Source organism: Holophagaceae bacterium (assembly GCA_016720465.1).
Taxonomy (GTDB): domain Bacteria; phylum Acidobacteriota; class Holophagae; order Holophagales; family Holophagaceae; genus JANXPB01.
The window spans coordinates 497,113-515,066 of sequence record JADKKO010000004.1 but is presented as its reverse complement, the minus strand read 5'-3'; the positions used below and the strand labels follow the sequence as shown (position 1 = coordinate 515,066).

15 protein-coding genes are annotated in these 17,954 nt (G+C 65.1%); 8 read left to right on the top strand and 7 right to left on the bottom strand.

Annotated elements, in window-relative coordinates; genetic code table 11:
- The first annotated feature begins 371 nt into the window (after positions 1-371).
- From IPQ13_09640 to IPQ13_09605, 8 genes are all read left to right on the top strand, one after another.
- Entirely contained in the window at positions 372-2,684 is a 2,313-nt protein-coding gene (locus IPQ13_09640) for a response regulator (protein ID MBL0211156.1), read from the top strand.
- Positions 2,685-2,693: 9 nt separating this feature from the next.
- The gene (locus IPQ13_09635; protein MBL0211155.1) at positions 2,694-3,074 is read left to right on the top strand and encodes a response regulator; all 381 of its coding nucleotides are present in this window, start codon (positions 2,694-2,696) and stop codon (positions 3,072-3,074) included.
- 290 nt (positions 3,075-3,364) lie between these two features.
- Positions 3,365-3,943 carry a transcriptional repressor NrdR gene (nrdR, locus tag IPQ13_09630; protein ID MBL0211154.1) on the top strand — a complete coding sequence of 193 codons (579 nt, stop codon included), beginning with the start codon at positions 3,365-3,367 and terminating at the stop codon, positions 3,941-3,943.
- A gap of 48 nt (positions 3,944-3,991) precedes the next feature.
- Complete coding sequence (gene lon / locus IPQ13_09625) at positions 3,992-6,418, top strand: endopeptidase La (GenBank protein ID MBL0211153.1); 2,427 nt, start codon at positions 3,992-3,994, stop codon at positions 6,416-6,418.
- 195 nt (positions 6,419-6,613) lie between these two features.
- On the top strand, positions 6,614-7,456 hold the full coding sequence (locus tag IPQ13_09620; protein MBL0211152.1) for a tetratricopeptide repeat protein: 843 nt from the start codon (positions 6,614-6,616) through the stop codon (positions 7,454-7,456).
- 55 nt (positions 7,457-7,511) lie between these two features.
- Positions 7,512-8,423, top strand: a complete 912-nt coding sequence (gene ftsY / locus IPQ13_09615; GenBank protein ID MBL0211151.1) for a signal recognition particle-docking protein FtsY — start codon at positions 7,512-7,514, stop codon at positions 8,421-8,423.
- Positions 8,416-9,558: a bifunctional diaminohydroxyphosphoribosylaminopyrimidine deaminase/5-amino-6-(5-phosphoribosylamino)uracil reductase RibD gene (gene ribD / locus IPQ13_09610; GenBank protein ID MBL0211150.1), complete on the top strand. Its 1,143-nt coding sequence runs from the start codon at positions 8,416-8,418 to the stop codon at positions 9,556-9,558. The genes ftsY and ribD overlap by 8 nt, the downstream gene beginning before the upstream one ends.
- 87 nt (positions 9,559-9,645) lie before the next feature.
- Positions 9,646-11,307 carry a hypothetical protein gene (locus IPQ13_09605; GenBank protein ID MBL0211149.1) on the top strand — a complete coding sequence of 554 codons (1,662 nt, stop codon included), beginning with the start codon at positions 9,646-9,648 and terminating at the stop codon, positions 11,305-11,307.
- Positions 11,308-11,323: 16 nt separating this feature from the next.
- On the opposite strand, the gene thiS is transcribed toward IPQ13_09605, so the two are convergent.
- Genes thiS through IPQ13_09570 form a run of 7 tightly spaced genes read right to left on the bottom strand, consistent with a single transcriptional unit; the run spans position 11,324 to position 17,950 of the window.
- Positions 11,324-11,524, bottom strand: coding sequence for a sulfur carrier protein ThiS (gene thiS, locus IPQ13_09600; protein ID MBL0211148.1), 201 nt, complete (start codon positions 11,522-11,524; stop codon positions 11,324-11,326).
- On the bottom strand, positions 11,524-12,717 hold the full coding sequence (locus IPQ13_09595; protein MBL0211147.1) for a PLP-dependent transferase: 1,194 nt from the start codon (positions 12,715-12,717) through the stop codon (positions 11,524-11,526). Before IPQ13_09595 ends, thiS begins: the two co-directional genes overlap by 1 nt.
- A gap of 30 nt (positions 12,718-12,747) precedes the next feature.
- Positions 12,748-13,074: a hypothetical protein gene (locus IPQ13_09590; protein MBL0211146.1), complete on the bottom strand. Its 327-nt coding sequence runs from the start codon at positions 13,072-13,074 to the stop codon at positions 12,748-12,750.
- A complete protein-coding gene (gatB, locus tag IPQ13_09585; GenBank protein MBL0211145.1) occupies positions 13,064-14,518 on the bottom strand; it encodes an Asp-tRNA(Asn)/Glu-tRNA(Gln) amidotransferase subunit GatB in 1,455 nt (484 codons plus the stop codon). The genes IPQ13_09590 and gatB overlap by 11 nt, the downstream gene beginning before the upstream one ends.
- A 56-nt stretch (positions 14,519-14,574) precedes the next feature.
- A complete protein-coding gene (mnmE, locus tag IPQ13_09580) occupies positions 14,575-15,882 on the bottom strand; it encodes a tRNA uridine-5-carboxymethylaminomethyl(34) synthesis GTPase MnmE (protein ID MBL0211144.1) in 1,308 nt (435 codons plus the stop codon).
- Complete coding sequence (locus IPQ13_09575) at positions 15,882-16,349, bottom strand: hypothetical protein (GenBank protein MBL0211143.1); 468 nt, start codon at positions 16,347-16,349, stop codon at positions 15,882-15,884. The genes mnmE and IPQ13_09575 overlap by 1 nt, the downstream gene beginning before the upstream one ends.
- Positions 16,350-16,357: 8 nt before the next feature.
- Positions 16,358-17,950, bottom strand: coding sequence for a YidC/Oxa1 family insertase periplasmic-domain containing protein (locus IPQ13_09570; protein MBL0211142.1), 1,593 nt, complete (start codon positions 17,948-17,950; stop codon positions 16,358-16,360).
- Positions 17,951-17,954: the final 4 nt, after the last annotated feature.

The window sequence follows — 17,954 nt, the reverse complement described above, 5'->3', positions numbered from 1 at the left end:
TGCGTATCGGCGGAGCCGATACCAAGAAGGCAGCCGACCACGGCATATCACCTATATGCCACGGGAGGGTAACGCAGCCCCGCGAAGCCCGCCGCCCCAGCCAGGGGCCCGTGTCCGCGGCTTTGCCGCGGGAGAAGGCCGCGGTGCGGCCTTCGATACATGGGAGGGACGGGGCCAGCCGCGCGCACCGCGGTGTCACGGGCCTTGTGCGTATGATCGATACGCCGCTGCGGCCCTTTCCTTGCGCTGCATCGCGGCTGACCTCCGTCGCGGCACGGGGGAATTTTAAAACACGCTCTGAAGGCCCCTGTCCCTTCTTTTTTAGCGCTTCCTCCAGCGGCGGAGCTAGAGTGGGGGTGGATCATTGCCCCATGCTCATTCCCGCCACGCCTTTCGATGAGGCCCGCCGCCTGCAGGCGCTGCGGAGCCTCGCCCCGGCGGACACGGAACCCGAGGAACGCTTCGACCGCATCACGCGCACCGCCGCCCGCCTGTTCGGGGTTCCCATCGCCCTGGTGACCCTGGTGGATGATGGGCGCCTATGGTTCAAATCGAACCATGGCCTGGAGGCCCGCGAGATCAGCCGGGACATTTCCTTCTGCGGCCACGCCATCCTGGGCACCGAAACGCTGGTGGTGCCGGATGCCCTGAAGGATCCCCGCTTCGCCGACAACCCGCTGGTGCTCGGCCCCCCGCATATCCGCTTCTACGCGGGATTTCCCCTGGCGGGCCCCGGTGGGCAAAACCTCGGAACGCTCTGTCTGATCTCCCCGGAGCCCCGCGGCTTCGCCGAAACCGACCGGCAGCAGTTGCGGGACCTGGCGGCCTGGGCGGAGCTGGAATTGAACCAGGCCTCCCTCGCCCAGACCCAGGAGGAGCTGCGGCGCACCGAGGCCCGCTATCGGATGGTCACGGATTCCAGCACTGAATTCACCGCCTGCTGCGACGAGTCCGGCCGGTTCCACTTCCTCACGCCCGCCTTCCAGCGGGAGCTGGGCTTCGCCCTGGAAGAGGCCCTGGGCCGGCCCGCCACGGATTTCGTGCATGTCCAGGACCGGGAAGGCCTGGGGCGCTTTTTCAAGGGCCTTACCACCGGCGCCGGACCAGACCTCTTCACCTACCGGGCCCTTCACAAGGACGGCCATGAGGTCTGGCTGGAGAGCCGTGGCGCGGCGCTCAAGGACGACCAGGGAAATCTGGTGGACACGGTCATCAATACCCGCAATGTCAGCGAGCGCATGGCGGCGGAGCGCATGAAGCAGGAATTCGTGTCCATCGTCAGCCATGAGCTGCGCACGCCCCTCACCTCGATCCGCGGTTCGCTGGGATTGCTGGCCGGCAAGGCCCTCGGCGAACTTCCGCCCCGGGCCGTGGACCTGGTCGCCATCGCCCAGACAAATGCGGAGCGGCTGGCGCGGCTCGTGGACGACATCCTGGATCTGGACAAGGTCGAGAGCGGCAAGATGAGCTTCAACCTCCAGCCCTGCGAACTGGGCATCGCGGCGCTCCGCGCCATGGACTCGGTGCACGCCTATGCGCAGTCCATGGGCACCGGGGTGGCGGTGGACACCCTGCCGGCGGATGCCTGGGTACTGGGAGACCCAGAGCGCATCGTGCAGGTGCTGCTGAATCTCCTTGCCAACGCCATCAAGTATTCGCCCAAGGGCACGGCGGTGAGATTGCGGGTGGAGGCCAGGGAACCGTGGTGGCGCATCGAGGTGGAAAACCAGGGGCCGGGCATCCCCGAGGCCTTCCAGGGCGCCATTTTCCACAAGTTCGCCCAGACCGGACCCCTGGACACGCGGCAGAACGGAGGCACCGGCCTGGGCCTGAGCATCGCCCATGCGCTGGTGCGGGGCATGGGCGGGCAGATCGGATTCACCTCAGTGCCGGGCTCGACAGTCTTCTGGGTGGACTTGCCGGCGGCGCGGCCGGAGGCGGCGCCCGCCCCATCGGCGAAACCCCTGGTCCTGGTGGTGGAGGACGATCCGCTGACGGCGAGGCTGCTGGAGGCGGTCCTGATGAAGGAGGGCTTCGAGGTCCACAAGGCGGCCACAGCGGCCGAGGCCAAAGCGCTTCTGGACCAGCACGCCTACCACGCCATGACCCTGGATCTGCTGCTGCCCGACCAGCATGGCCTCAAACTGCTGGAGGAGCTGCGCCAGCGGCCGGATACGCAGAATCTCCCGGTGCTGGTGGCTTCCTCCGCCGCCGAAGCCGGCAAGGAGAGCCCCGGCGTGCCCGCCCTCCACGTCCTCGAATGGATGCAGAAACCCCTCGACCCCTTCCGGGTGGCCCAGGCGCTGGCCACCCTCGAGACCCCCCACGCCCGCCCCACGGTGCTCCACGTGGAGGACGACCTGGATGTCCATCGCGTGCTTTACGCGGTGCTCGAGGGCAGCACGACGCTGCTCCACGCGCCCACCCTCCTCGCAGCCCGGAAGATCCTGCTGTCCACGCCGGTGGATCTGGTGATCCTCGACAGCCACCTGCCGGACGGCCGCGGGGCCGATCTCATCCCCGACGTCCACGCCGCCGGCGGCCCCACGCTCCCGATCCTCTTCTTCTCGGGCGAAGAGGGCGAATCCACGCTGGCCGACGAGGTCTCCCGCACGCTCCACAAATCCAGCGCGAGCAACCTCGACATCCAGCGGGTGGTTCAATCCCTGCTCCGCGAGCACTGAGGGAAGTCCATGGGCGGCCTGCGGCGGATCCTCATGGTGGACGATGACCTGGACATCCGGACCGTGGCCCAGCTCAGCCTCACCGCGGTGGGCGGCTTCACGGTCGAAGTGTGCGGATCCGGCCCCGAAGCCATCGAGAAGGCCCCGGCATTCCTTCCGGATCTGTTCCTCTTGGACGTGATGATGCCAGGCATGGACGGGCCCACGACCCTGGCCAAACTCCGGGAGATCCCCTCCCTGGCCGGGATCCCCGCCGTCTTCCTGACGGCCAAGGTGCAGCCCCATGAGATCGCCCAGCTGAGGGCTTGCGGGGCCATGGATGTGTTGGCTAAGCCCTTCGATCCCATGACCCTGCCGGATTCCCTGCGGCGCATCTGGGACGCCAGCTAAGAGCGTGTCTTAAAATTCCCCCGTGCCGCGACGGAGGTCAGCCGCGATGCAGCGCAAGGAAGGGGCCGCAGCGGCGTATAGATCATACGCTCAAGGCCCGTGACGCCGCGATGCGCGCGGCTGGCCCCTGCCCTCCTTCGCGGCTGGGGCGGCGGGCTTCGCGGGACTGCGTTACCCTCCCGTGGCGTATAGGCGATACGCCGTGGTCGGCTGCCTTGCCCCGCTCGCCCGGCGCTCCCAGCGCGGCGCGGGGGAATTTTAAGACACGCTCTAAGCGGATACCCTTGTGGATGCGTTGCCCGTTTTGCGCACATTCCGAAGACAAGGTCGTGGATTCCCGCGAATCGCGAGAGGGCGATGCCATCCGCCGCCGCCGGGAATGCCTGGCCTGCGGGCGCCGTTTCACCAGCTATGAGCGCGTGGAGGAGTTCCCGCTCCTGGTGGTGAAGAAGGACGGGCGGCGGGAGGCCTTCGACCGGAACAAACTGCTTCGGGGCCTGAGCATCGCCTGCCAGAAAAGGCCGGTCTCCATCGAAAGGCTCGAGGAAGCGGCCAGCGACATCCAGGCCCGGCTCCTGGAAAGACCCGACCGCGAGCTGCCCAGCCGGGAACTGGGCGAGCTGGTGATGGATGCCCTCAAGCATCTCGATTCCGTCGCCTACGTCCGCTTCGCGAGCGTCTACCGGGACTTCAAGGATCTGCCTGATTTTGTGCGGGCCCTCGAAGAAGCCCTGATGCACCGCGATGCCAAGCCCGGATCCTATCCGGAGCTCCCACCGAAACCGCGTCCCGCGCCCCTGCCCTCGGGCCAGGAACTGCCGCTGTTTCCAAGCGATGAACCGCCGCCCAGGAGGACCAAGGCCAAGTGACGAGACTGGCCCGGCCGTGGGACCGCTATCCTGTAGGCAGAGGTAGTCATGGCCGAGGAAAATGGTTCCCAGCTCTTGCAGATCGAAGAGACCCCGCGCATCCCGGAGGTGCTGCCGGTCCTACCGCTGCGCGATGTGGTGGTCTATCCCTTCGTCATCCAGCCCCTGAGCGTCAGCCGCGAGAAATCCCTGAGGGCCGTCAACACCGCCCTGGTCGAGAGCCGGATGGTGCTGCTGCTCTCCCAGAAGCAGGTGGAGATGGACAATCCGGGGCCCGATGATCTCTACCGCATCGGGACCGCGGCGCTCATCATGCGCGTGCTGAAGCTGCCCGACGGCCGCATCCGGGCCCTGGTGCAGGGCATCCAGCGCGTGCGCGTGGAATACTTCACGGAGACCGAGGAGCTGCTGAAGGCGCGCGTGGAGCCCGTCACGGAGCCCGAAGGTGTGGCGCCCACGGTGGAATCCGACGCGCTCATGCGCTCGGTCAAGCAGACCCTCGAAAAGGCCGTGTCCCTGGGCAAGACCATGCCCCAGGAAGTCCTCATCATCGCTTCCAACCTGGAGAACCCTGGGCGCCTCTCGGATCTGGTGGCCTCTAATCTGGAAATGAAGCCCCGGCAGTTGCAGGAGGTCCTGGAGATCACGGACCCGCTGCCCCGCCTCAAGCGCGTGAACGAGCTGCTGATGCGCGAGATCGAGCTGCTGGAGGTCCAGCAGAAGATCACCCTGGAAGCCAAGGGCGAGATCGATAAGGGCCAGCGCGAGTATTACCTCCGCCAGCAATTGAAGGCCATCCAGCAGGAGCTGGGCGAAGGCTCCGAGCTGGCCGAGGAGATCCAGGCCTTCCGGGACAAGCTGGCCAAGCTCGTGGTCCCCGAGGAGGTCATGACGGAGATCGAGCGGCAGTTGAAGAAGCTCGAACGGATGCATCCCGACAGCAGCGAAACCGCGGTCACACGCACCTACCTGGAGTGGATGACGGAGCTGCCCTGGGGCCTCCGGGATGTGGAAAGCCTGGACCTGGCCAAGGCCGCGGAGGTTCTCGACGAGGACCACTACGGCCTGAAAAAAATCAAGGAGCGGCTGCTGGAATTCCTCGCGGTGCGGAAATTGAACCCCAACCTGAAGGGGACGATCCTCTGCCTGGTGGGCCCGCCGGGCGTCGGGAAGACCTCGCTGGGACGCAGCATCGCCAAGGCCCTCGGAAGGAAGTACGCGCGCATCTCCCTGGGCGGCGTGCATGACGAGAGCGAGATCCGCGGCCACCGCCGGACCTATGTGGGCGCCATGCCGGGCCGGATCATCCAGGCCCTGCACCAGGTGAAATCCATGAACCCCGTGATCATGCTGGACGAGGTGGACAAGATCGGGCGCGACATGCGCGGCGACCCCTCCGCGGCCCTGCTGGAAGTCCTGGATCCGGAGCAGAACCATACCTTCCGGGACCACTACCTGAACGTGCCGCTGGACCTTTCCCAGGTGCTCTTCCTCGCCAACGCCAATGAGCTGGACCCCATCCAGCCGGCTTTCCGGGACCGCATGGAAATCATCCACCTGTCGAGCTACACGCTGGAGGAAAAGCTCGGCATCGCCGTGCGGCACCTCATCCCCAAGCAGTTGGAGAAGCACGGGATCACCGTGAAGCAGTTGGTTTTCACCAAGGCGGGACTCACCTCCCTGGTGACCGGCTACACCCGGGAGGCGGGCCTTCGCCAGTTGGAGCGCGAGATCGGCGCCGTGTGCCGGAAGGTCGCGCGCAGCGTGGCGGATGAGAGCTTCAAATCAAAAATCACCCTCACCGAAAAAAACATCCAGGAGCTGTTGGGGCCCATCAAGATCCTTCCGGACGAGCGCCTCAAGGCGCCGCGCATCGGCGTGGTGACCGGCCTCGCCTGGACCAGCACCGGCGGGGAAGTCCTCTTCGTGGAAGGCCTCTCCATGCCCGGAAAGGGCGGTCTCATCCTCACCGGCCAGCTCGGAGATGTCATGAAAGAGAGCGCCCAGGCCGCTTTGAGCTACATCCGGAGCCGGAGCGAGGCCTTCGAGATCGATCCGGAGCTGTTCCAGAAACGGGACCTGCACATCCATTTCCCCGAAGGCGCCATCCCCAAAGACGGCCCCAGCGCGGGCCTCGCCATGGCGACGGTGCTGCTGTCCGCCCTCAAAGGCATTCCCATCCGCAACACCTTCGCCATGACCGGCGAAATCGATCTGCGCGGCGAAGCCTTGGCCATCGGCGGCTTGAAGGAGAAAAGCCTCGCGGCCCTGCGCCTTGGGCTCCGGGACATCATCATTCCCAAACCCAATCTCAAGGATCTGGAGGACATCGAGCCGGAAGTCCGCAAGCAACTGCGCTTCCATCCCGTGAGCCACGTCGAAGAGGTGTTCGAAAAGGCCCTGGTGGGCTGGGTGCGGCCAGAACAGCGGAAGAAAGCCAAGATCGGCATCAAAAAGAACAATAGGAAAAAATAAGACGCGTATTTTGTTGTTTATCAAATGGTTGATTTTAAAGGCATTATATATATTTGTTTGATTAATTAACTTGGTGGTTCTACGTGGAACATCCACCGGCAACCCCTGATGCCTCCACCTGTTTGCCGACTTCATCGTGGCTTGGCGCGTTGGAATCGTTCGGGGCCATCAACCAAGCCAGTTGATAGGAACTGCATGATCCCCTTCGCCCTTCAAACCCCGCCAACTCAGCAGCAGCCCCTTTCTCCCCAGGCCATCCAGGCCAAGGCGGAGGCTCTTGAAAAAGCACAGAAATGGAACGAACTGGCCGATCTGTTCGAATCCCTCGCTCCCAGGGATCGCGGATTCTTTCTGACCTATTGGCTGAAGGCCTTGCAGAAAGCGCAGCGATGGGAACGCATGCTGGAAGTCTGTGAGGCCGCCATACCGCAGATCGAGGCCAAGAGTGGTCCGAAGGCCGGTCTGGAGAGGCTCCTCCGCGCCAATGCCCTCAGCCGTCTGGAGCGCCACCCGGAAGCCTTGGCCGCTCATCGGGAGAATGGGAAATTGGGCTCCATGGCCAGTTACCGCTCGGCCTGCTCCGAAGCCCGGCTTGTCCCAGACTGGTTGAGCGAACAGGCCTGTGCGGATGCGCTGCTGGCCCTGAAACCCGGTGATGCGGAGGCCCTCGCCTGGAAGGGTGAGGCGCTTGCCCAACAAAAGAAATTCGAAGATGCGGAATCGACCCTGCGGGAAGCGCTCAAAGCGGACCCCAAGCAATCCTTCGCCTGGTCTAACCTGGGCCGCTGTCTCAACGAGCGGGCGGCCTTTCGCGAAGCCCTGGAGGTGCTGAACCAGTCCCTCGCGCTGGACCCAACGCTCCCCGAGGCCCACTACAACCGTGGCCGGACGAATTTCGAACTGAAGCAATTCCAAGAAAGCGTGGAGGATTTCCGGTTCGCTCTGGCCTCCCGTCCGGGAGATCCGGATCTACTGGAGAACCTGCGCCAAGCCGAGCGTTATCTCAAAGCCGCGCGCCACGGCGCCAAGTCCAGATAGGGCGGTGATCCCGGTCTAATCTTGGCTTCGGTACAATTTCAGATCCGAGGTTCTCGTGGCTCTTTTCACTGGTCTGATCGATAAGTTCCGGCAGGGGCTCAAGCGCACCCAGGAAGTGGTGCTGCGGCCCCTGGGGCACCTGCTCGGGCTCCGGAAGCTGGACGAGGACCAGTTGCTGGAGCTGGAAGACCTGCTGCTGCAGGCGGATCTGGGTGTGCACGCGGTGGAGCGGCTCATGCTCCGCCTGCGTTTCGAAATGAAGCGAAGCGGTGAAATCGACCCCAAGGCTGTGCTCAAGGACGAGCTGCTCAAGATCATCCACCAGCAGCCGCTCCGGCCCTTCGAGGCGCCCTGCACCCAGGTCGTGCTCCTGGTGGGCGTCAATGGCGTCGGCAAGACCACCACGCTCGGCAAGCTCGCCGCCCACCTGAAGGGCAGGGGCGAGGAGGTCCTCGTGGTGGCCGGCGATACCTTCCGCGCCGCCGCCATTGATCAGTTGGAACTCTGGGGGCAGCGGGCGGGCGTGCCGGTGATCCGCAACCAGATGGGCGGCGACCCCGCGGCCATCGCCTTCGACGGAGCCACCAGCGCCAAGGCCAAGGGCACCCATTGGGTACTCATCGACACCGCCGGACGCTTGCACACCAAGGACCATCTCATGAAGGAACTCGACAAGATCCGCCGTAGCCTCCAGAAGGTCATTCCCGACGCGCCACACCGGGTGCTGCTGGTGCTGGACGCCACCACCGGCCAGAACGGCATCCACCAGGCCGAGGCTTTCAAGCTGGCCGCGGGGGTCACGGACCTGGTGCTCACGAAACTGGATGGCAGCGCCAAGGGCGGCGTGGTGGTGCCCATCCTGGAGCGCCTGAAGCTCCCCATCGCCTTCGTGGGCGTGGGCGAGGGGGTGGACGACCTGATTCCCTTCAACGCCGAGGCTTTTGTGGACGGGCTGTTAGATGCCTGAGCTGGATGCGGCCCTGGCTTGGGACCTTGCCTGCGGCGGTCCCTTTCCTGACCCGGCCCTCCTGAGCGGCGATGAACGCTTCATGGCGCTGGCCCTCAAGGAGGCCCAGAAGGGGGTGGGTCTTTCCAGTCCCAATCCGCCCGTAGGCTGTCTGCTCGTGAAGGAGGGGCGCATCATCGGGCAGGGGGCCCATTCCCGGGCTGGGGATCCCCATGGTGAGATCATCGCCCTGATGGATGCCGAGGCCAGGGGCAATGACGTGACGGGCGCCACCGCCTTTGTCACCCTCGAACCCTGCTGCCACCACGGCCGCACGCCACCCTGCACGGATGCGCTCCTCCAGGCGGGAGTCAGCAGGATCGTGGTCGGCGTCCGGGATCCGAATCCGCGCGTGGATGGCGGCGGCATCGCCATCCTCCGGGCGGCGGGCCGCGAGGTGACGGAGGGGGTGCTCCTGGAGGCCTGCTCCCGCTTCCACGCGCCTTTTTTCAAGTTCATCCAGACCGGGCTTCCCTGGGTCTCCCTCAAGTTGGCCCTGGGCTCCGATGGCGGCCTGGGTCCTGCGGGCGTGACGACTTCCGTGACCCCCCCCGCGATCCAATCCCTGGCTCACGCGCTCCGGCGCGCTTCGGACGCGATCCTGGTGGGACGGGGGACCATCGAGCAGGATGATCCCCAGCTCACGGACCGCTGGCCCGAACCCCTGGCCGCCCATCGTCGGTTCTACCGTGTGGTGCTGGACCCCGGCGGCAGATTGGGCTCCGAAAAAAAGGTCTGGCGGCCCTATCCCGGCCAGCCCGCGCTTCGGATCCTGGTGGGGGAGGCTGCTCCCCTGCGCGGCGTGGAGGATCTGCACGTGCCCCCGTCCCCTTCGGGGTCTGGATGCAGTTTGCGACATCTGTTGCACGAGCTGTCCTCCCGGGGGGTCGGCCGGGTGCTGGTGGAGGGTGGAGCCAGGACCGCCCAGGCTTTTCTCGAGGCCGGGCTTGTAGACAACATCCACCTGTTCCGTTCGACTAAACCCATCGGCGGTGTCACCATTAACCTGGATGGAATCACGGATTGGAAGCCTCTGGCAGGCATTCCGTGGACCGCGGACGGACAGGCGGGAACCTGGGACATCCTCACCCCCTGAATCGCTTTGGCACGGCAATTGAACTAATCCTCGAACTCGACGCACCCATCCTTACCCATCCCGTTCTGAATCTACCTGGAGGTCCCCATGAGCCTGTTGAATTGGCGCACTTGGCTCTTTGCGATTCCCCTCGTGTTCTTGGTAGGCTGCACCACCGTTTCCGACGATGGCGGCTCCGGCGGCACCGTCAGGGTCACCATCCTCGGCCAGTTCGAGAAGCGGACCTTGACCTCCTCGGGATTCGGCTCCACCACCACCCTGCCCATCCGTCACTCCTATGCGGAAGTGAGGCAGGTCAGCGGCGATACCCTGCTCGCTTCGGGCTACCTGGGAACCGATGGCACGGCCTATGTGGATGTCCCTCCCGGCACCCAGCTTTACGCCACGGTCTATGCGGAATACGAAGTCCCCGGCGGCTCGGGCACCAACGATTTCTTCATGCGCGGCGGCGTCATCAACCAGCCCTTCGACACCACGGCCGGATTCACCGTGAATGACGAATGGTCCGTGGCCAGCAGCAATGTCACCGCCAATTCCGACGGCACCCTCACGCTCACCGCCACCGCCTCCAGCCGCATCGCCGGTGCCTTCAACATCAACGACCAGATGCTGGCCCAGGGCCTGGCGCTCAAGGGCCTGGAGCCGAGCCTCCGGCTGCCCAGCCTCTTCACCTACTGGTCCACCAACTCCAACCCCGTCCACCAGCAGCGCGGCTACCCCTACGTGCTCAAGAACGGTTCCCAGGTGGTCACCAGCTCGGGCCGCGCCGTCTTCACCCAAAGCCTGAACGGCCTGCAGGGGGGGCCAGCCTTCAGTGAAACGGATGAGTGGGATGACGGCGTGATCCAGGAAGTCAGCGCCCACATGCTATTTGCCGATTACAGCTCAAAATCCGATGGCTCCAGCAGCTTCTCCTTGCTGCGCCGGGACAACGACAATACCTATGTGAGCCGCTACTTCCAGAGCGAGAGCACGGTCGGTTTTGTGGGCGGGTTCTGTGATTTCCTGGCGGGAGCGGTGCGCAACAATTCCATGCTGCTTGACAGCTACCTGGACGGGAACGGCTCCCAGCAGGTGGAAGCCTTTGATCTCACCCGCCACGACCAGGTGGCCAGCGCCCATCGTTCGGAATTCACGCGCGGCTCCGTGGCCACCACCCTCTGGGGTATCTGGAAGAATTCCCTGGCCGGCGACACCACCGCGCTCACCACCCTCTGGCAGGCTGTCCGGTCCAACACCACCCTGGCCGATGGCACCGGCGAATTCAACAATGCGACCCTCGCCTGCTACCCCAGCTATCTGTTGGGCGTGAAAAGCCGTGTCTCCGGCGGTGCCTGGTCCTCGGCTGTGTCCCAACTCGCCTTGGAGAACATCCCCGAGCCCACGCCAGCTTATTTCACGGGCAACGCCCTGTGGCAGACGCGCGCCTTTCCCTTCACCGTGACGGGCAACCTGCAAACCTACGCCCCCAGCTCGGGCATCTACTATGACCGGAATCAGAGCCAGGCCTGGCGGTTCACCCAGCCCTCCGCCGGTTCGCGCACCATCACCATGACGCCCACAGGCGGGCAGGATTTCTGGGTGGAAGTCATCGGACCCGGCGGCGTGTGGGCCGACAGCATCGGTGGCTCCGGCGGCACGAGGTCCTTCAATTCCGGCAACCTGCCCGCAGGAGTCTATGCCGTGCGGGTCAGGGCGGGCAACACCACTGCAACTGGGACCTTCGGGTACACCCTGTCGGTGAATTGAATCGCGGGGGCGCCGTTCAGCCCCCGCCCACCAGGCGCACCACCTCCAGCCGATCGCCGTCTTTCAACGCGGTGGTCGGGTGCTCGGCCCGCCGGATGACTTCGCCATTCAATTCGACGGCGGTGCCGAAGGCGGGGAGCTGGAGCCAGTCGCTAAGCTCGGCAACGGTGGACAAGGCGGGAGCCTGTTTTTCCGCCCCATTGATGAACAGCCGCATCATTTCAATCCGATGGCCTGGAATCCCCGTTCCAGATCCGCGAGGAGATCCGGCTGGTCCTCGATTCCGACCGAAAAGCGAAGCAGGCCGTCGGTGATGCCCAGCCGCGCCTTCACCTCGGGGGCGGTGCGCAGATGGCTCATGGAGGCCGGGTGCTGGATCAGGCTTTCCACGCCGCCCAGGGAGACGCCCCGGGTGATGACTTCCAGGGATTCGCAAAAGCGCCTGCCCGCGTCCAATCCACCCCGCAGCTCGAAGCCCAGCATGGCGCCAAAGCCGCCCTCCATCTGCTGCTTGGCGACCAGGTGGCCGGGATGGCTGGGCAGGCCCGGATAATCCACCCGGGCCACGGCATTCTGCCAAAGCAGCCACTGGGCCAGGCTTTGGGCATTGTCCGAAGCCCGCCGCATCCTCAAGGGGAGGGTCTTGAGGCCTCGGTGCAGCAGCCAGGCCGCCATGGGGTCCAGGGTCGGGCCCTGCAGCTTGGCCACCTGCCAACAGGCCACCATATCGGCGTCCTTGCCCGCGATGACCCCGGCGGTGAGATCCGAGTGCCCCCCGAGGTATTTGGTGGCGCTGCTCACGCTGATATCGATGCCCAGAGCGCAGGGCCTGGTGAGGACGGGGCTCGCGAAGGTGTTGTCCGCGACGGTGCGGACGCCCCGCTTCTGCGCCAACGCCGCGACGCCCGCCAGATCGGTGATGGCGAGGGTCGGGTTGGAGGGCGTCTCGACCCAGATCATGGCCGTTTCCGGACGGATGGCCGCTTCCCACTCCCCGAGGTCCAGCGTGTTTTCGATCCAGGTGATCCGGAGCCCCCGCCGGGCTTCCCAGCGCTTCATGAGCTGTTCGGTGCCGAGATAGATGGCCGCCGGCGCAATGAGGTGGTCCCCGCCCTTCAGCAAGGCTTCAAGCAGGGTGGAAAAGGCGCTCATGCCGGAGCTGGTCACCAGGGCGCGGTCGGTGCCCTCCAGGGACGCGAGGACGGCTTCGACCTCGCTGAAATTGGGATTGCCCCAGCGCGTGTAGAAGTTCGGCGGCTCGATGCTGGCGGAGAATTCGGCGCCCTCGGCGTTGTCCAGCAACTGGAAGACCGAGGTCTGGAAGATCGGCGTGGTCACGGCCCGGGTCGGATTGTGCTGCTTGCCCGCGTGGATCGCGGTGGTGGTAGGTCCCCAGGCGTTTTCGGACATGGCTAACCTCGGCTCTCCAGCATAGTCGCGTTAGCGCTTCCAGAACACGATGGCCAGGGCCGCCACCACCAGGACAACCAGCACGACAAACCGCCAGAGTGTCGGGCCTGTGTCGTGGATATCGACGGTGCTCGCGGCGGGATCGTTGAGCGCAGCCCGCGTCAGGTCGTCCTCGGGGGTTTCGCTGGGGGTGCTTGGGGCCGGGAACAGCGGCTCTTCGACCTGGCCGAAAATAATCCGGTGGAAGCTGTCCGTGGGGTGGACCTCCAATACCTCCGGTTCCTCGGGTTCTGGTTCGGGGGCTTGCGGCAGACCTGCTTCAGGCGCGTCTTCGGGGTGGTTCAACTCACTTGCCAAGCGCGGCCTCCAGGGTTTCGTTGACCAACTGCGGGTTGACCTTGCCTTTGCCGGCCTTCATGACCTGACCCACAAAGAAACCTTTCAGTTTTTCGTTGCCGGCCTTGAACTGGGCCAGTTGTCCAGGATGGGCCCTGATGACCTCCTGCACCAGTGCCTCGATGGCACTCTGGTCCGAAATCTGGGCCAGTCCTTGTTTATCGACGATCTGGCTGGGCGACCCCTCGCCCCTCAGCACCGAGGGGAACACGGCCTCCTTCGCCGTGTTCAGGTTGATGGTCCCCGACTCCACAAGCCGGATGAGCTCCGCCAGATGCGCCGTCTCCAGCCCCAGCGTCCCGATGTTCCGGCCAGTGTCGTTGAGCATGCGGCTCACTTCCCCGAGCATCCAGTTCGCGGCCTGCTTGCCATTCGCCTCCCTGGCCACGGATTCGAAATAATCCGCGAAGGCCCGGCTCTGGAGCAGCATCCCCGCTTCGTACTCGGTGAGGCCGTGGTCGCGCGCCAGGCGGTCCCGCCGCGCTTCCGGAAGCTCGGGCAGCGTTCGTCTCACCGCTTCGATTTCTTCGTCGGTGATGGCCAGCACCGGCAGGTCCGGCTCCGGGAAGAAGCGGTAGTCCATGGCCGCTTCCTTCGACCGCTGGGACTTGGTTTCGCCCTTGTCCGCATCCCAGCCCCGGGTCTCCTGGGTGAAGGCTTCGCCTTTTTCAATCAGGTCGATGTGGCGCGAGGTTTCGTGCTCGATGGCCAGCTTCACGTTGCGGAACGAATTGAGGTTTTTCACCTCCACGCGAGTGCCGAAGGCCGGGTCGCCCGCCCGGCGCACGCTCACGTTCGCATCGCAGCGGAACGACCCTTCCTCCATGTTTCCGTCGCAGATGCCCAGGAACACCACCAGCCGGTGCAGCGCCTTCAAGTAATCATAGGCCTCGTTCGCGGAGCGCAGATCCGGGCCCCCGACAATTTCCAGCAGGGGTACGCCCGCCCGGTTCAGGTCGATGTAGGTGGCCTTGTCCGACAGCTCGTGGCTGCTCTTGCCCGCATCCTCCTCGAGGTGCGCGCGCTCGATCCGGATTCCCACCGGGGCCGCGCTGCCCCGGACTTCCGGATCCCCGGGAATGGTGATGCGGCCTTCCTCGACCACCGCCACGGGCCCCTGGGTGATCTGGTAGCCCTTGGGAAGGTCCGGATAGAAGTACTGCTTGCGATAGAAAACGGATTCCGGCTGGATGCGCGCATCCAGCGCCAGGCCAAGGGCCACGGCCATGCGCACGGCCTCCCGGTTGAGGACCGGCAGGGCTCCCGGCAGGGCCAGGCAGACCGGGCAGGTGTGTGAATTGGGCGCACCGCCGTATTCATTCCGGCAGGCGCAGAACATTTTGGACCGGGTCAACAGCTGGACATGGATCTCCAAACCGATGACCACTTCAAAACCGGGCTTCATGGACCACTCCGAACTTGAATTATGCTCCCGAAGGGGGCGGCACCCGTTCTCCCGTTTCACTTCCCCAGGCAGAACCCGCTGAAGACCTGGTCCAGGGCCGATTCCGCCCGGTCCTCCCCCGTGAGCGCCGCCAGCAGCCCCCACATCCCCTGCAGGGCCGAGGCGGGCAATTCCGGCGGGCATCCGGGCTCCAGTTGGAGCAGCAGCTCCGACTGGGCGATCAACTCTCCCAAGATCTCCCGCTGGCGTCCGGTGGCCATGGCGCCCAGACAGGCGTCGGGGCTGAGATCTCCCAGGAAGCGCTCCCGCAGGGCCTCCTGCAGAGCCGCCAGGTCCCCCTGGAGGGCCGAGATGACCAGTGGCCCCTCTGGTTTCGCCGGGGACAGGTCGCCCATGGTGCGCACCGGGAGCACCTTCCCTTGAAAAGGAGCCAGCCGGGCCAGGATCCCCGCATCGGTCTCGGCATCCGTGACAGGCATCAGGTGCAGGATCAGGTCCGATTGCTCCAGTACGGCCCGCACCCGCTCCACGCCCAAGCGCTCCACGGTTTCGGCCGTCTCCCGCAGTCCAGCGGTGTCGAACAAGGCCAGGGGCAGGCCCGCCCATTCGGTGCGGACCTCCAGCACATCCCTTGTGGTCCCAGGAATCTCCGTGACGATCGCCCGATCCTCGCTGGCCATAGCGTTGAAGAGCGTGCTCTTCCCGGCATTGGGCCGACCCACGAGGGCCACCCTGATGCCATCCCTCAGCCAGCGGGCGGCTTCCGACCGGTGCTGTTCCACATGGAACACTTTTAAAAGAGCAATAAAATCAGTCTTTAGACTCTCGTGATCAAGGATGATCCCCTCTTCTTCCCCGTAATCCACGACGGCCTCGGCCCGGGCCATCCAGGGCGAGATGCGGGCTTTGGCTTCGGTGATCCAGGCCGGCAGCGCGCCTTGGCGGCCTTGGGCCTGGCGGAGCTGCTGGTCGGTGGCGGCGCTGATCAGGTCGCGCAGGGCCTCGACCTCCAGCAGGTTCTGCTTACCGTTGAGCAGGGCGCGGCGCGTGAATTCCCCGGGTTCTGCCAGCCGGATCCCAAGCCGGCCCAGGTGGCCGAGAAAACGCCGCACCAGGAGCGGATTTCCGTGGAGCTGGAATTCGACCACGTCTTCGCCGGTGTAGCTCGCGGGGCCGGGGAAGTGGATCACCAAGGCCTGTTCGCGATAGCCATCCCAGGCCAGGCTGCGAAGCGCGGCGGTGCGCGCGGATGGCAGTTTCACCAGGGGTTCCAGCAGCGCTGCGAGGTTCTCCCCCGAAACCCTCACCACGGCCACCGCGCCGGGAAACAGGGGGGTGGCGGGCGCGCAGATGGGTTGTGGCATCAGGCGCTACGAAAGACCTTCAGCGTCTTGATGTGGCCGATGCCCTCGCTTTCGGTGCTGAGGCCCGGCACCTGGGAGATGGTCAGGTGGACCCAGCGCCGCTCTCTCGGGGTGAGGCCCGAAAGGGTGAAGCTGCCCTGCTCCTTGGCCTTGTCGGCGGCAAAGGCGGCCATGGCCTTGAGCTCTTTCATGCGGAACAGCCGTGTCCCCTGGGGGTCCAGGTAGGCGAGCCGGGAGTCCTCCCGTTCCCCCTGGGCCTCGTGGAGGAGGAACTGCATCGAATCGACGCCCGCGCCCTTGTTGGCCGCCAGCCACGTGGCGTCCTCGCCCTTCACAAGGATGCGGTTGGGAAACAGGGCCTCGTCGCCCGAGGGCTCGAAGGTCGCTTCCACCTTGAGCCCAAGCTGGCCGGCCCAGTGGACCACCTTTTCGGGAACCGCTTCGAGGGGGAGGTTGGATTTACGCATGGAGCCTCCTAGACCGTTATCTCTTGGCCCACGTAGTTCCGTCTCAGCCACCAAGTCTGGGCCAATCCCACGATGTTGAACACGAAGTAGTAGAGGCACAGCCCCGAGGGCATCGAGATGAAGAAGAAGGTCATCATCGCGGGCATCAGGAAGAGCATCATTTTCCGCTGGGCCGGGTCCCCCACCGCAGGTGTCACCGCCTGCTGGGCCAGCATGGACACGCCCAGCAGCACCGGCAGGACGTAGTGGGGATCCTTGGCGGAGAGATCCGTGATCCAACCCAGCCAGGGGGCATGGCGCAGCTCATAGACCGCGTTCAGCATCGACCACAGCGCGAAGAACACCGGCATCTGCACGATGGCCGGCAGACAACCGCCCATGGGGTTGTGGTTGTTCTTCTTGTAGAGCGCCATGAGCTCCTTCTGCATCTCGGCTTTCTTGGTCATATCGCCGCCGAACTTCTCGTACTTGGCCTGCAGGGCCTTCTGGTGCGGCTCGAAGTCCTTCATGCGGAGCATGTTCATGGTGCTCTTGGTGTTCAAGGGCCAGAGCAGGAGCCTCAGCAACAGCGTGAAGAGGATGATCGACCAGCCCCAGTTGGGCACGAAGCGGTGGATCCAGAAGAGCACCAGGAAGAACACCTTGGCGACGGCCCCGAAGAACCCGAAATCCACGACCTGGGTGAAGGGCGCTCCGAAGGCCGCCAACTGGCTGGTTTCCTTGGGCCCCAGGTAGAGCCTGGCCGTCAGGTTGCCGTTCTTGTCCGGGGCCAGGTGGTAGCCCCGGTCATCGCGCTCGGTCGTGTGCGGGCTCACGTCCCAAAGGGCCGCGAAGTAGTGGATGCGCTGGGCCGTGGCGCCCTGGTCGAGGCCGGCGTCCATTCCAACGAGGCTCGCGGCCGGAGGCATTTCCTTGCGCTTGAATCCGAGAAAGCTGAAGAAGGGGTCTTTCAGGACATCGGCCCAGGCCACCGCCGTGATTCCCTTTTCCTGGAGGGTGAAGACCCGGCCCAGGGATTGGGCCTCTTTTTCGTTGGTGGGCCTGTGGATGAGATCCAGGTGGGTGCCCCGCTTGGTGGTCCAGCCCACCTCGATGGCGTAGCCTTTGTCGGGAATGGCGTAGACGAGGTGGTCCCCTTCCGCGTTCTGGAAGTGGACCTTCAGCCCATTGGGGGTGCGCTCCTCGACCACCTGTTGGAACTGGGTGTGGAGCACGCCGCCGATGCCCGGGAAGGCCTTGGAGATCTCTTCGCCCTTCTCATTTTTCTCGGCCTCGTTGAAAAACCGGGTGCCGTCGTTCCAGGTGGCCTGGACCAGGGCCCCATCTTCAATGCGCCAGACCAGGCTCAACTGGGAGGTCTTCACCGTGTGGGTGGCCGCGTTCAGGGCTGCCGGCGGGGGTTGCGGGGTTGCCGGTGCGGCTTGCGGGGTAGCGGCGGACACTGGCGCTGCGGCCGCGGCGGGTGCCGGAGTCGCGGCGGCGGGCGGGACCGGCGCATGGGCGTTGGGTTTGGGCGGATAGAGCATCCCGACCAAGTAGCTATAGCCCAACAACAGGCCCATGCTCAGAACCACGAAGATCACTAGGTTTCGGTTTTTCATGAAG